This is a genomic window from Brachybacterium kimchii (assembly GCF_023373525.1).
GTDB lineage: Bacteria > Actinomycetota > Actinomycetes > Actinomycetales > Dermabacteraceae > Brachybacterium > Brachybacterium kimchii.
Genome location: NZ_CP097218.1, coordinates 154,949 through 168,166 on the forward strand (window position 1 = coordinate 154,949; position 13,218 = coordinate 168,166).

Annotated in this window: 12 protein-coding genes; 5 read left to right on the forward strand and 7 right to left on the reverse strand. The window is 70.4% G+C overall.

Features of this window, described 5'->3' with window-relative positions:
• Positions 1-22: 22 nt before the first annotated feature.
• On the forward strand, positions 23-886 hold the full coding sequence (htpX, locus tag M4486_RS00760) for a zinc metalloprotease HtpX (RefSeq protein WP_429798313.1): 864 nt from the start codon (positions 23-25) through the stop codon (positions 884-886).
• A gap of 31 nt (positions 887-917) precedes the next feature.
• On the opposite strand, the gene M4486_RS00765 is transcribed toward htpX, so the two are convergent.
• The gene (locus M4486_RS00765; protein ID WP_249479100.1) at positions 918-1,715 is read right to left on the reverse strand and encodes a VOC family protein; all 798 of its coding nucleotides are present in this window, start codon (positions 1,713-1,715) and stop codon (positions 918-920) included.
• Positions 1,716-1,860: 145 nt separating this feature from the next.
• Between M4486_RS00765 and M4486_RS00770 the strand changes: the two genes are divergently transcribed.
• Entirely contained in the window at positions 1,861-2,544 is a 684-nt protein-coding gene (locus tag M4486_RS00770) for a hypothetical protein (RefSeq protein ID WP_249479101.1), read from the forward strand.
• Between the two features lie 12 nt (positions 2,545-2,556).
• Here M4486_RS00770 and M4486_RS00775 read toward each other — a convergent pair whose 3' ends face one another.
• From M4486_RS00775 to M4486_RS19780, 6 genes are all read right to left on the reverse strand, one after another.
• Entirely contained in the window at positions 2,557-3,342 is a 786-nt protein-coding gene (locus M4486_RS00775; protein ID WP_249479102.1) for a helix-turn-helix transcriptional regulator, read from the reverse strand.
• Between the two features lie 72 nt (positions 3,343-3,414).
• Positions 3,415-4,263 (reverse strand): sugar phosphate isomerase/epimerase family protein, encoded by an 849-nt coding sequence (locus tag M4486_RS00780; RefSeq protein ID WP_249479103.1) that lies wholly within the window; start codon positions 4,261-4,263, stop codon positions 3,415-3,417.
• 108 nt (positions 4,264-4,371) lie between these two features.
• The gene (locus M4486_RS00785) at positions 4,372-5,544 is read right to left on the reverse strand and encodes a Gfo/Idh/MocA family protein (RefSeq protein ID WP_249479104.1); all 1,173 of its coding nucleotides are present in this window, start codon (positions 5,542-5,544) and stop codon (positions 4,372-4,374) included.
• A 121-nt stretch (positions 5,545-5,665) separates the two neighbouring features.
• Positions 5,666-7,105: an MFS transporter gene (locus M4486_RS00790; protein WP_249479105.1), complete on the reverse strand. Its 1,440-nt coding sequence runs from the start codon at positions 7,103-7,105 to the stop codon at positions 5,666-5,668.
• 301 nt (positions 7,106-7,406) lie between these two features.
• Positions 7,407-8,252, reverse strand: a complete 846-nt coding sequence (locus M4486_RS00795) for a SurA N-terminal domain-containing protein (protein WP_249479106.1) — start codon at positions 8,250-8,252, stop codon at positions 7,407-7,409.
• 232 nt (positions 8,253-8,484) lie between these two features.
• Positions 8,485-9,492 carry a transglycosylase family protein gene (locus M4486_RS19780; RefSeq protein WP_283257951.1) on the reverse strand — a complete coding sequence of 336 codons (1,008 nt, stop codon included), beginning with the start codon at positions 9,490-9,492 and terminating at the stop codon, positions 8,485-8,487.
• A 552-nt stretch (positions 9,493-10,044) separates the two neighbouring features.
• On the opposite strand from M4486_RS19780, the gene M4486_RS00805 reads away from it, so the two are divergent.
• From M4486_RS00805 to M4486_RS00815, 3 genes are read left to right on the forward strand one after another with little or no spacing between them, the layout of a single operon-like run.
• The gene (locus tag M4486_RS00805) at positions 10,045-11,088 is read left to right on the forward strand and encodes a tripartite tricarboxylate transporter substrate binding protein (protein ID WP_249479107.1); all 1,044 of its coding nucleotides are present in this window, start codon (positions 10,045-10,047) and stop codon (positions 11,086-11,088) included.
• A complete protein-coding gene (locus M4486_RS00810) occupies positions 11,085-11,672 on the forward strand; it encodes a tripartite tricarboxylate transporter TctB family protein (RefSeq protein ID WP_249479108.1) in 588 nt (195 codons plus the stop codon). Before M4486_RS00805 ends, M4486_RS00810 begins: the two co-directional genes overlap by 4 nt.
• A 1-nt stretch (position 11,673) precedes the next feature.
• Positions 11,674-13,212 (forward strand): tripartite tricarboxylate transporter permease, encoded by a 1,539-nt coding sequence (locus tag M4486_RS00815; RefSeq protein WP_249479109.1) that lies wholly within the window; start codon positions 11,674-11,676, stop codon positions 13,210-13,212.
• The last annotated feature ends 6 nt before the right edge of the window (positions 13,213-13,218 follow it).

Below are 13,218 nucleotides of genomic sequence, written 5' to 3' on the forward strand. Positions count from 1 at the left end.
CGAGGCCGACGAAGGAGAAGCCGTGGGACGCAGCGTCATGAACATCGTGAAGACAGCGCTGCTGTTCGGCGTGCTCTGGGGCGTGCTGCTGGCCGTCGGCTACATGCTCGGCGGGAACTTCATCTGGATCTTCGCGCTGATCGGTCTGGTCGGCACGTTCATCAGCTTCTGGAACTCCGACACCATCGCGATCCGCTCGATGCGCGCCCGCGAGGTCTCGCCGCAGGAGGCGCCCGGGCTGCACCGCATCGTGCAGGACCTCGCGGACCAGGCCGGACAGCCCATGCCGCGCCTGTACATCTCTCCCACGCAGCAGCCCAACGCCTTCGCGACCGGGCGCAGCCCGAAGCGCGCGGCCGTGTGCTGCACCGAGGGCATCCTGCAGCTGCTCGACGAGCGCGAGCTGCGCGGCGTGCTCGGCCACGAGCTCATGCACGTGTACAACCGCGACATCCTCACCAGCTCCGTCGCCGCGGGCGTCGCGGGCGTGATCACCTCGCTCGCGCAGATGGCCCTCTGGTTCGGCGGCGGGCGCGATCGTCAGGGCGGCGGCATCATCGGCGCGCTGCTCGCGATGATCCTCGCCCCGCTCGCCGCGACGCTCATCCAGCTCGCGATCTCCCGCACGCGTGAGTACTCGGCGGACCACGACGGCGCCGAGCTCACCGGCGATCCGCTCGCCCTCGCCTCCGCGCTGCAGAAGATCTCCGGCGGCGTCGCCGCGCACCCGCTCCCGCAGGAGCAGGAGCTGCAGGACGCCGCGCACATGATGATCGCGAACCCCTTCCGCGGCGGCGGCATGGGCCAGCTGTTCTCGACCCATCCGCCCACGGAGCAGCGCATCGCCCGCCTCCAGCGCCTCGCCCAGGAGATGGGCCGGGCCTGACCCGGAGTGCGGGCGTGCGGCCTGCTCGCTCTCAGCCCTCGGGGACGGCCTCGCCCATCGCGCTGATCTGGAAGGTCGCGCCGGCCGGGTCGGCGACGGTCGCGATGCGGCCGAACGGGGAGTCGACGGGGCCGTCGAGCAGGCTCCCGCCGAGCTCCTGCACCCGGGCGACCGCGGCGTCGGCCGCCTCGACCCCGAGGTAGATCCGCCAGCCGGTCGCCTCCTTCGGCATCACGCCCGTGGCGTCGCAGATGCCCCACCCGTTCTTCCCCTCCGGGCCGTTGGTGACGTACCGGAAACCGTCGTCGTCCATCGGCTCGCTCATCGGGACCAGGTCTGCGTCGACCACGCTGCGGTAGAACGCGCAGGCGCCGTCGAAGTCGTGCGTCATCAGCTCGAACCACACGGGCGATCCCGGCGAGCCGGTGAAGTCGAAGCCCTCGAGCGTGCCCGCCTGCCAGAGGCCGACGCCCGCCTGCGTCGAGTCGAGGACCACCACCATGCTTCCCTGATCGCCCACGGGGTGGGGGCCGGCGACGATGACCCCGTCGTTCTCGGTGACCCTGCGGGCGCGGGAGTCGATGTCGTCGACGAGGAGATACACGCTCCAGGCGGCGGGCAGCGGGTCGCCCGCCGGGCAGGTCATGCCGGTGACGTCCATGAGCCCGCCGACGAGGGCGCCGTCGTTGCGGATCAGGTGGTAGTGGTTGAAGTCCTCGCCCATGTCCTCGAACTCCCAGCCGAACAGGCCGGAGTAGAAGGTCTTCGCGGCGTCGACGTCGTGGACGCTGACGTCGAGCCAGGTGGTGCTTCCGATGCTGCGGGTCATGGTCTGCTCCTTCGTCCGATTGGCACGGGACGGGGCCGTCCCCTGCGCGAGCGCCCTGCCGGGGCGACCGGTGCGCTCACCACGCTAGATGCCGCCGCGCGGCGCGGTATGTCCGTTCCTGCGCGGTGCCGGTATCGTCCGGTCCATGGCCGACTGGTTCCGCAGCACCACATGGACGACCGAGGACGCCGAGCAGTTCGAGCTGCGACTGGGCAGGGCCAGGCCCCACAACCGCGCCCAGTACCTGCGGATCCAGGGTGTGCACCTCGAGCGGGAGGGCCTGCGGGCGCCCGCTCGCGAGCTCTGGCGGCGGGCCATCGCGCAGGGTGAGCCCGACTCGGAGCGCTGGGCGGCGATGGAGCACCTCGCAGGCTCCCTGCACGAGGACGATCCCGAGGAGGCCGAGCGCCTGCTGCGCACCCTGCTCGCGGAGAACCCGCCTCTGCAGGGCACCAGCCAGCTCGCGCACGTGGAGCTCGCAGACCTGCTCGCCCAGCGCGGCACGCGTGCCGCGCTGCGTGAGGCGCGCTCCCTTCTGCGCGCCTCCGAGAGCATGGGGTCCAGCGTGCCGATCCAGGATTTCCGACGCGAGCTCGTGCGCGCCCGGGTCCATCACGCCGGGGGTCAGCGGCGCCGCGCCGCGCAGGCCGCTCGCAGCGCGCTCGCGGCCGCCGGGCGGGAGACTCCTGCGGCGTCCGCGCCGGGCCTGGCCGTCCAGGACCTCGCCCCGGAGCTCGAGACGTGGCTGCGATCGGTCGCGGAGACCGGCCGCTCCGCCGGGCCTGCGGCCGACGAGCGGGCGCGCGGCGTCCGGTGGCGCCGGGGCTGACCGGCCCCGCGCTCACGAGCGGCGGAGCGAGGGCAGCGCCGAGAGCAGCGGAACCGGGCTCGACCCGTCCTGCGGGCCGAAGCGCAGCGTGACGGCGCCCGCCGCCAGGAGCGGCGCAGGGTGCACGGCGACGACGGGGGCGGCGGGCACCAGCTGCTCCTCGACGCTCGCGTGCGCCGGCACCGCGAAGCCGAGCAGGAACGGCGCGCCCGGGCAGAGCGGAAGACGCGCGTCGAGGCGCCCGCGCAGCAGCATCCCGGCGCGCGGGAGCCCGATCGGCGCGGGGTGCGGATACCAGCCCACCCACACCGAGGGGTCCCCGCGCGGGCTGAAGCCCGCGGGCAGATCGAGTCCGACGGCGATCGCGCCCGCCCCGTCGCCCGTGATCGTGAAGGGGCGCACGGGGCGGCCCGCGACCTGGTCCGCGAGGCGCCGCAGCGACGCCGGCGGCAGGCCGACGCCCGCCCGGAAGCGGCGGGAGAAGCTCGAGAGGGAGTCGAAGCCGACCTCCGTGGCCACGTCGACCACGGGGAGCGTCTCGTCGGCCAGGAGCATCCGTTTGGCCGCGTCGATCCGCAACGCGGTGAGGTAGCGGCCGGGGGAGACGCGGTAGCGCGTGGTGAACAGCCGCGAGAAGTGGAAGGGGCTGTAGCCGGCCTGCTCGGCGAGGTCCTCGACGCCGAGCTCCGCCGAGCGTCCGCGCGCCAGATCGAGCACGGAGGCCCAGCGGGCGGCCGTGCGCGCATCGTCGGTCGGGGTGGGGGTCGAGGCGGCACCAGGGGGCGTGATCGCGGTCACGTCGGAGAGTATACGAAGGGGCCCCGACATCGACCCGCGGGTCGATGTCGGGGCCCCGGCGGGAGCGCGGCGTCAGTAGCCGATCGAGCGCAGGTACTCGCGGGAGTCGCGGATCGCGTCGATCGGGTCGCGACCGTAGGTGTCGTCCTGCTCGATGAGGAAGTACTCGGCCCCGGCCTTCTCGGCGGCGGGCAGCAGATCGGGCCAGTTCATGTTGCCCTGACCCACCTCCGCGAACTGGGCGAGGTTCAGGAAGTGCTCCTGGAACTCCTTCATCGAGATCTTGTCCGTGGAGAACTGCTCGTACAGCTCCTTGCTCAGCGGCGCGATGCGGAAGTCCTTGACGTGGATCAGCTTGCAGGCGCCGGCGTAGGCCTCGAGCATGTCCAGCGGGGCCATGCCGCCGCGCTGGACCCAGTGCAGGTCCACCTCGAACAGCAGCGACGGCGCGACCCGGCGCACGATGTCGAAGATGCGCTCGCCGTCGAACTGGATGAGGTCCACGTGGTGGTTGTGGTAGCAGAGCGTCACGCCCTGCTCCGCGAGGCGGGCGGCGTAGGGCTCGACCTCGGCGGCCCACGCCTCACAGGCCTCCTTCGAGACCATCGCGGAGAACGGCATCATGCCGATGCGCAGGAAGCGCGAGCCCGTGCGCCTGCACGCCTCCACGGCGCGGTCGAACTCGGCCTCGAGGGCGAAGCCGTTGCCGCCGGGCGCGATCGAGGCGCTCATGGCGGCGGTCTCGACCCCGAAGTCCTCCTTGCCGCGCACGAGGTCGTCGATGAGCTCGTCGGTCATCTCGACCTGGGAGACCTCGACGGCGTCGATGTCGAGGTCGCGCACGCTGCGCAGCACCTCGTACATCCCCTTCTCGTTGATCTGGTCCTTGAGCATCATCAGCTGCAGTCCGAGGACGGGCATGGTGGTCTTCTCCTTCGAAATCCGGTGGTGGTGGGTGCAGGCGGCGCCAGGGCCGCGAGGGAGGGACCCGGGCGCCGCGAAGAACGGCGACGGCGCCCGGATCGTGGCTCAGGAGCGCGTCGGGAATTCGCCTTCGGCCTCGATGCGGGCGTTGAGCTCGGTGAGGTAGTCGTCGGCCGGGTACTCCACGAGGTCGATCTCGCGGCCGGTCCACGCCGAGAGCTGCATGCCGGAGGCGAGGCGGACGCCGTTGATGCCCTCGGCGCCGTCGGCGATCAGCGGGGTGCCGTCGTTGATGTGTGCCGCGAAGTTGGTCAGGACGCTGATGTGCTGCTGGCCCCAGGCCGACTCGTACTCCTTGACCTCGGTCTCGTAGAGGTCGGCGGTGTCGATCTTGCCCATGAACAGCTTGCCCACGTCCTCGGCGGACATGCCGTCGGACAGCGAGCGCTCGTCCTGCTTCAGGCGGGTGATCGTCACCTTCTTGGAGGCGTCCACGACGATCTTCCCCTTGTCGAACAGCATCTCGAGGCGGTCGGTGCCGATGATGTCGTTCGTCGAGGTGATGAAGCTGCCGGTCGCCCCGTCGCCGAAGTCGACGACGGCGTTCACCTCGTCCTCGGTCGCGATGTCGCGCTGGAAGCCGAAGGCGAGCTTCGCGAACACCTTCTGCGGGACGCCGCACAGCCACTGCCAGAGGTCCAGCTGGTGGGGGGCCTGGTTCACGAGGACGCCGCCGCCCTCGCCGCCCCAGGTGGCGCGCCATGCGGACTGGTCGTAGTAGGCCTGGGGGCGCCACCAGGTGGTGATGATCCAGGAGGTGTGGCGCAGCCGTCCGAGCTCGCCGGAATCGATGAGCGCCTTGAGGTCGGTGTACACGGGGTTGGTGCGCTGGTTGAACATGATCGCGAAGGTGGTCTCCGGATGGGAGGCCGCGAACGCGTTCATCTCCTCGACCTGCTTCGTGTACACGCCGGCCGGCTTCTCCGTGAGGGTGTGGATGCCCTTGCCGATCGCGGTGATCGTCATCTCCGGGTGCAGGTAGTGGGGGACCGTGGTGACCACCGCGTCGACGTACCCGGAGTCGAGCATCGCGATGTAGTCGTCGTAGAAGGGGACGCCCGCGTGCTTCTGCGCGGCGAGATCCTTCTTGGCCGGGTCCGTGTCGGCGATCGCGCCGAGGGACATGCCCTCGATCTTCCCGTCGGCCAGGAGCCCGGCGTACATGCCGCCCTGGGCCCCGAGTCCGATGATGCCGAGTCGTACGTTCTTCTCCGACATGGTGTCTCCTGTCTGCGGTGGGTGACGGTTGGCCCGGCGGGCCGGGTGGAGTGGGGCGGCGCCCGTGGGCACCGCTGGAGCGGCGCCGGCGACCCCTCGCGAGGAGCCGCCGACGGTCGGATCAGGCCTGCGTGCCCTCGGCCTCGTGCTTGGCCTCCAGGGCGGCGACGTTCTCGTTCACGCGCTTCTTCGACAGCGGGTACCAGAAGGCGAAGACGAGGGCGGTGGCTGCGAAGAGCAGGCCCGGCAGCAGGGTGGTCAGGCTGTAGACCCCGCTGAGCACGCCCTCGGTCTGCTGGACGCCTCCTTCTTCGTAGCCGATCCAGGCCAGGGCCCAGCCGGCGAGTCCGCCGGCGAAGGCCTGGCCGAGCTTACGGGCCCACGAGTAGATCGAGTACACGGTCGCGTCGTTCCGCTCGCCGGTGCGGATCTCCTGGAAGTCGATCACATCGGTGATGAACGCCCAGATCAGCAGGTTGATGCAGCCGATGCCGAGCATCATCAGCATGTAGCCGATCATGAAGACGATCGGGCTGTCGGTGCGGATCACGCACAGGATCAGGGCGGCGACGAACGCGAGTCCCATGCCGAAGATGCCGAACTCCTTCTTGCCGAACCGCTTGCCCAGCGCGGTCGCGAAGGGGACGAGCAGCAGGGTCGGGATCAGGCCCACGAGGTTCACGAGCGAGAGCAGCGTGCCGTGGTTGTAGAAGTCGTTGTAGACGTACGGCAGCAGCGCCATCAGGGACATCTGGCCGATGAGCATGAGCAGCGCGCCCACGACGATGCCGGTCAGCGCACGGTTCGTGAGGAGCGTGCCCATCATGGCCCCGAAGCCCATGCGCTCGGCCTTGGGCTTCGGCGGGGTCTCGATGCGCTCCTCGACGTTGACGTAGCAGAGCACGTAGCAGACGACCGCGAGGATCGCGCAGGCCAGCGCCGCGAGCATCATGCGGGTGCCGGAGAGCTCGGACCGGCCGTCGATCTGCACGTAGACGACCAGGGGGAGCACCACGGAGACCGCGAGGTTCGCGAGGGTGCCGCCGAGCGAGCGGAACACGGACAGCGACGAGCGCTCGCCCACCTTGTTCGAGATGACCGAGGCCATCGAGCCGTAGGGGATGTTGATCAGCGTGTAGAAGACCGAGCCCCACAGCATGTAGGTGACGATCATCCAGGCGAGGCGCGCCCCGTAGGCGCCGTCCTGCAGGAACGGGCTGAACATCAGCACGGCCATCACCGCGACGGGGATCATGATCCGCAGCAGCCAGGGCTTGAAGCGGCCCGACCGGCGGGGCTTCAGCACGTCGATCAGGCGTCCCGCGCCCACGTCGGTGAAGGCGTCGACGATGCGGGCGGCGAACAGCAGGGTGCCCACGTGGGCCGGGTTGATGCCCATGACGTTCGTGTAGAAGATCAGGAAGAACGAGGACTGCAGCAGGAACGTGAAGTCGTTCCCGAAGTCGCCGAACATGTACCCGAACTTGTCGCGCCATCCGAAGGGGCGAACCCGATGGGGTGCCGGGGCCGACGCGACGTCGGGAGCCTGGATCGTGCTCATGTGCATCTCCGTGTCTCATCCTTGAGAGGCAGAAGGGGGAGGGAGCACGCGTGACTTCGCTGCTCACTGCTTCGCCGTGGTGATCGGCGGGGACCGGGGTCCGCTGCGCCTGTCCTCCGATTGTGGACGGCTCGGCACGCGCGGCAACCTTGTTGCCGCGCTTTGCTCCGATGCTCGGGAGATGCGATGCCTGGGGATGCGGCGCTCGGGAGACGCGGCGCCCCGGAGACGCGGAGCGCCGGCGGGGATGCCCTGGAGCATCCGCCGCCGGCGCACCGGAGAGGTGTCGGGAGGCCCGACGTCAGAGGTTGATGGTCACGTCCGCGTCCTTGCGCAGGTCCTGGGCGATCTTCGTGGCCGCTTCGCCTTCCTGCTGGGTCTTCGCCTGCTGGGCGAGCTGGTCCTTGACGTCCTTGTAGGCGGGCACCTGGGTGGAGCCTCCGCTGTCGCTCGCGCCGGAGGACCCGCCGCTCTGGCTCTGGGCCTGGCCGGCCTGCTCGTACTGCTTCTTCAGCTGCGCGTACTGCTGCTTGAGCTCCTTCTCGCTGGGATCGGAGATCTTCGCCTTCTTGTCGATGTACTCGGTGAGCTCGAACTGGGAGGCGGCGTCCTGGCGGACCTGCTTCTCGCTCGACCCCTGCTGCTCGAGCGCCTTGACGACCTCGTCGCCCGACTTCATGCCGTTCTGCTGGGCGATGGTGTCCAGGGTCTTGTCGATGTCGTCGTCGCCGGCCTTGATGCCGGCCTTGCCGGCGGCCTGGGTGAGCAGCTGGTTGTCCACGAGCTGGTCCGCGACCTGCTTCTTGAGCGAGTCCTCGTCGGGCGCCTGCCCGCCGGACTGCTGGGACATCGTGGCCTGCTGGTACTGGGACTCGTAGGCCTGGCTGAACTCGTCCTTGCTGATCTTCGTGCCGTTGACCTCGGCGACGGGATCGGGGACGCCGGAGAGGTCGGGCTTGCCCTGCTCTCCCTGCTGGGACTGGAGGCCCTGCTGGCCTCCGTCGCTCGCGGACTGCTGGGAGCCCTGCTGCTGACCGGAGCCGGACTGGTCGGCTCCCTGCCCGCCGCCGCAGGCGGCGAGGGCGAGGACGGCGGTGAGGGAGACGGCGCCGAGGGCGCGCCGGGCGGTGGTCCTGATGGTGGTCATGGATCCTCCTGGGGTGGACGGCCCGGGCGACGGTACAGGTCGAACCCTGGGGCCGTGTTCGTGGAGTGTTCAGTGCCCGCCCAGCCCCGGATGGGAGGGGCCGACGGACGGGGGAGGAGGAGAGAGGGGCCGGGAGTGCGGGAAGCGCAGAAGACCGCGGCGGCGAGGCACGAGTGCTTCGCCGCCGCGGTCTTCGGATCCGCGGAGTGCGGGAGGGACTCCCGAGTCCGGATCAGTACAGGTTCAGGAACGCCTGCAGGGTCTTGACGCTGCCCGAGTCGAGCTGGTCGCCGCCGTTCTGGGTGGCGCCGACCTGGTGCTCGATGCCCTTGACGGTCGACGAGCCGAGGTCGCCGTCCTGGGTGTTGCCGGTCCAGGCCTGGACGGCCTTGACGGTCTGGGCGTCCATCTTGCCGGTCTGGTCGATGTTCAGCCAGTCCTGCAGGGCCGAGACGGTCTTCGGGCCCATCTTGCCGTCGACGTCCAGGGTGCCCGCCACGGAGATGCCGGGGGCCGAGGAGTTCGAGGAGGAGGACTGCGAGGTGCTCTTCTTCGCGGTCTCCTTGGTGAAGCCGTTCTCGGTGCAGTTGTCGGCGATGCCGTCGCCGTCGCAGCTCCAGTCGCCCTGCTTCTCGCTGGACTTCTTGGTGCTGGAGGTGGACTGCGAGGTGCTCTGCTTCTTCTCGGTCTTCTTGGTGAAGCCGTTCTCCGTGCAGTTGTTCGCGATGCCGTCGCCGTCGCAGCTCCAGTCGCCCTGGGGCTTGCTGGACTGCTTCGAGCCCGTGCTCTTGGAGGAGCTCGAGGAGTTCGAGGACGAGGAGTCCGACGAGGTGCTCTTCTGGCTCGAGCTCGAGGAGCCGCTGGGGATGGAGGCGTCGGAGTCGCCCGAGCCGGAGAGGCCCTTGCCGCAGACGGGCCATGCGCCCTTGCCCTGGCCGGCGAGCACGCGCTCGGCGACGGCCTTCTGCTGCGCCTTGGAGGCGTTCTGCGGGCTGCCGGTTCCGCCGTATGCCTTCCAGGTGGAATCGGTGAACTGCAGTCCGCCCTTGAAGCCGTTGCCGGTGTTGGTGGACCAGTTGCCGCCGGACTCGCACTGCGCGACGGTGTCCCACTGGTCGGCGTGGGCGTCGGTGGTGCTGGTCGCCATCATGCCGGTGGCGACGAGGGCGCCGCCGGCGATCGCGATGGCGCCGCGGCGGAGGTATGCGTTGAGCGTCGAGGTGCTCTCATGGGTCGACATGGGAGATGGCTCCTTCGAGAGTCGTCGATAAGGGGGAAGTCCTGGAGCAGCTGCCGAACCGCCGGGGTTGCAAGCGAACCGGGGTGCATCTGCGTCGGCCACCGTACGGGCGGGGCAGGGGCGCGCCTCAAGGCCGGTGAAGAAGAGTTGGCAGAGCTTTGACCTTGAATGCCGGGTGGCTCACACGACACGCCGTTACCTGCGCGTGACCTGAATGTTGAGGGAACGAAGTCTGGTCGTCGCGCCAAGGATCCGGGGCCCAGCACGTGACGTGGCGCGCTCCCGGCGGCGTCGGCCCAGGTCATGTCCGTAAAGAATCGCCGCTTCAGGTAAAAGCGCATGGTGCGGGCGCGTGGGGGCCATGGTGCGGCCGCGCGCGAGTCCGGGCGAGCTCCCGCCACGCGGGCAGGACGCGCGGAGCAGTGCCGTGCCGCGCTAGGGTGTCGGCTCCTCCCTCTCCGGCGCGGACCCCGTGCGGTCCGGACCGGGCCCGCTCGGCATCGCCGCCGCGCACCTCCTCACGGTGGCGCGATGCCCCGTCCCAGGAGTCCCATGCCCCCCGAAGAACCACCGAACGGCCACCCGCCGGCATCACCACCGGACTCGGGATCGGCCCCGCCGCGGCGCACGGCCCTGAAGGTGCTGGGCGGCGTCGTCGCCGCAGGCGCCATCGGCACCGCCACCTACGGGTCGATCGCCTCCGCCTCCGGCGGTGAGGATCTCCGCTCGGCCCTCACGATCATCGCCCCCGCCGCCGCCGGCGGCGGATGGGACACCGCCGCGCGCTCGATGCAGCAGGCCCAGCGGGCCGGAGGCATCGTGAACAACACGCAGGTCGTGAACATCCCCGGAGCGGGCGGAACGATCGCGCTGTCCAGCCTCGCCGGCCAGCGCGGCCACGCCGAGACCCTCATGATCGGCGGCACCGGCCTGCTCGCGGCGACCATCCAGTACGGGTCCTCGACCACGCTCGACGACGTCACCAACCTCGGCGTCGTCGTCGAGGAGAACGACGTGATCGTGGTGCCCGGCGATTCCGAGTTCGAGAGCCTCGACGACCTCGTCGAGGCGTGGAAGAAGGACGTGGGCGGCATCCCGTGGACGGGCGGCGGCTCCTTCGACCAGCTCGTGGTCACCCAGCTCGCCGTCGCCGCCGGCGTCACGGGCTCCGAGGTCAACTACATCTCCTCCGACGGCGGGGGAGAGGCCACCCAGGCGCTGCTGAACGGCACGGCGAAGGCCGCCTCGAGCGGCTACCCCGACTCGGTCGACATGATCGAGTCCGGGAGGCTGAAGGCGCTCGCCGTCGTCGCCGAGAAGCCGATCGAGGGCATCGACCTGCCCACCACCGTCGACCTCGGCTACGACGTGACCCTCACCAACTGGCGCTCCATGCACGCCCCGGCCGGGATCAGCGAGGACGAGATCTCCCAGCTGCTCGGGATCATCGAGGAGACGATCGCGACGCCGGACTGGAAGGAATCCGTCCGCCACTACCACTGGGCGGAGAACATCGTGGACCGCGACGAGGTCCAGCGCTACCTGGACGAGCAGGCCGAGCTGATCCGCTCGCTGTACGAGGAGCTCGGCGTATGACCACCACCCCGCACACCACCGACGCCCCGGACACCGAGCCCGGCGCCTCGTCGGCCGAACCGGAGACCGGGCTCCTCGCCGAGCTGTCCGTCCCGATCGTCATGGCCGCCTTCGCGATCTACCTGCTCGTGGGCATCGTGACCATGAAGCTGCCCGAGGGCACGTCCTTCCCCGGCCCGCGCTTCGTCCCCGAGATCCTCGCCGGGAGCATCGCGGTGCTCGTGATCGTGCAGGTCGTCAGCGTCCTGCGCCGCCACAGCCCGCTCGCACCCGACCGCACCCGCCCCGCCGGACGCGACGAGACCGAGGGCATCGCCGGCACCGTCACCCGGCGCGTCGGCATCGCCTGGGGCCCCTTCGCCTGGGCCGTGGGCGGCTTCGCCGTGTTCGCGGTGACCCTGCCCTACCTCGGCTGGATCCTCGGCGGCGGCCTGCTGTTCTGGTGCGTCTCGCGGTCCTTCGGGTCCCGCCGCCCGCTCATGGACGTGGTGATCGCGCTCGCGGTCTCCTCCGTCGCCTACATCTGCTTCGACATGGCGCTCGGGCTCGCGCTTCCCTCGGGCCTGCTGGGAGGGGGATTCTGAGATGGATTCGATCAGCATGCTGCTGGGAGGGCTCGGCGACGCCCTCACCCTGACGAACCTGCTGTGGGTGCTCATCGGGTGCCTGCTGGGCACCGCGGTGGGCGTCATGCCCGGACTCGGGTCCTCGATGGCGGTCGCGCTGCTGCTGCCCGTCACCTTCGCCCTGGATCCGACGGCGGCGTTCATCATGTTCTCCGGCATCTACTTCGGGGGACTCTTCGGGGACTCGACGATGGCGATCCTCATGAACACCCCCGGGCAGGCCTCGGCGATCGCCTCGACCTTCGAGGGCCATACGATGGCCCGCTCGGGCCGGGCGCCGCAGGCCCTCGCGACCGCCGCGATCGGCGCCTTCGTGGGCGGCATGGCGGCCTCGGTGCTCGTGGTGTTCTTCGCGCCGTGGCTCGCGGCCTTCTCCACGAGCTTCGGCCCCGCGGAGTTCTTCGCCCTCGCCGTGTTCGCGTTCTTCGCGACCAGCTCGGTGCTCGCCGACTCCGCGGTCAAGGGCCTGCTGGCCCTGCTGCTGGGCATCGGCATCTCGGTGATCGGCATCGACGGCGTCAGCGGCGCCCCGCGCTTCACCGCGGGCTCGCCGCTGCTGTTCGACGGGATCTCGCTGGTCACCGTCACCGTGGGGATGCTCGCCCTCGCGGAGGTCATCTACGTGGCCTGCCGCGAGCGCTTCGATCCCACGCGCTCACCCATGAAGGCCTCCGGCCGGCCGTGGCTGAACCGTGCGGAGCTCAAGGAGGCGGCACCCGCCTGGGCGCGCGGCACGATCATCGGGCTGCCCTTCGGCGTGGTCCCGGCCGGTGGATCGGAGCTGCCCACCTTCCTCGCCTTCGGCCTCGAGCGGCGCCTGGACTCGCGGCGCAGGAACCCGCGCTTCGGCAAGGGCGCCATCCGGGGCCTGGCCGCACCGGAGGCGGCGGGCAACGCGACCACCGGCATGGCGATGGGCGCCCTGCTGGCCCTCGGCCTGCCGGTCTCCGCGACAGCGGCGATGATGCTCGCGGCGTTCCGCCAGTACGGTCTGCAGCCCGGGCCGTTGCTGTTCGACCGCTCGGCGGACCTGGTCTGGACACTGCTGGCGAGCTTCTTCCTCGCGATGATCGTGCTGCTGGTGATCAACCTGCCCTTCGCCCAGCTCTGGGCGAAGCTGCTGCTGATCCCCAAGCCGTACCTGTACGCGGGGATCGCGATGTTCTGCGGGCTGGGCATCTACGCGTCCAGCCCGTCGGTCGCCGACCTGCTGATCCTGCTGGTGATCGGGCTCATCGGCTTCCTGATGAGGCTCGCCGACTACCCGCTGGCCCCGCTGATCATCGGCATGGTGCTGGGACCGCTCGCGGAGACCAACCTGCGCGATGCGCTCATGAGCTCGGACGGGAACCCCCTCGCGCTCCTGGACGGGCCCATCGTCTGGCTCATCTACGCGCTGCTGCTCGGGGCGATCGCGCTGACGATCCTCTCCGCGGTGCGGCGCAGCGCGGCGGCCAGGCGGGCCGCGCGGGAGACGTCCGCCGACGTCTCCGTCTGACTCCGA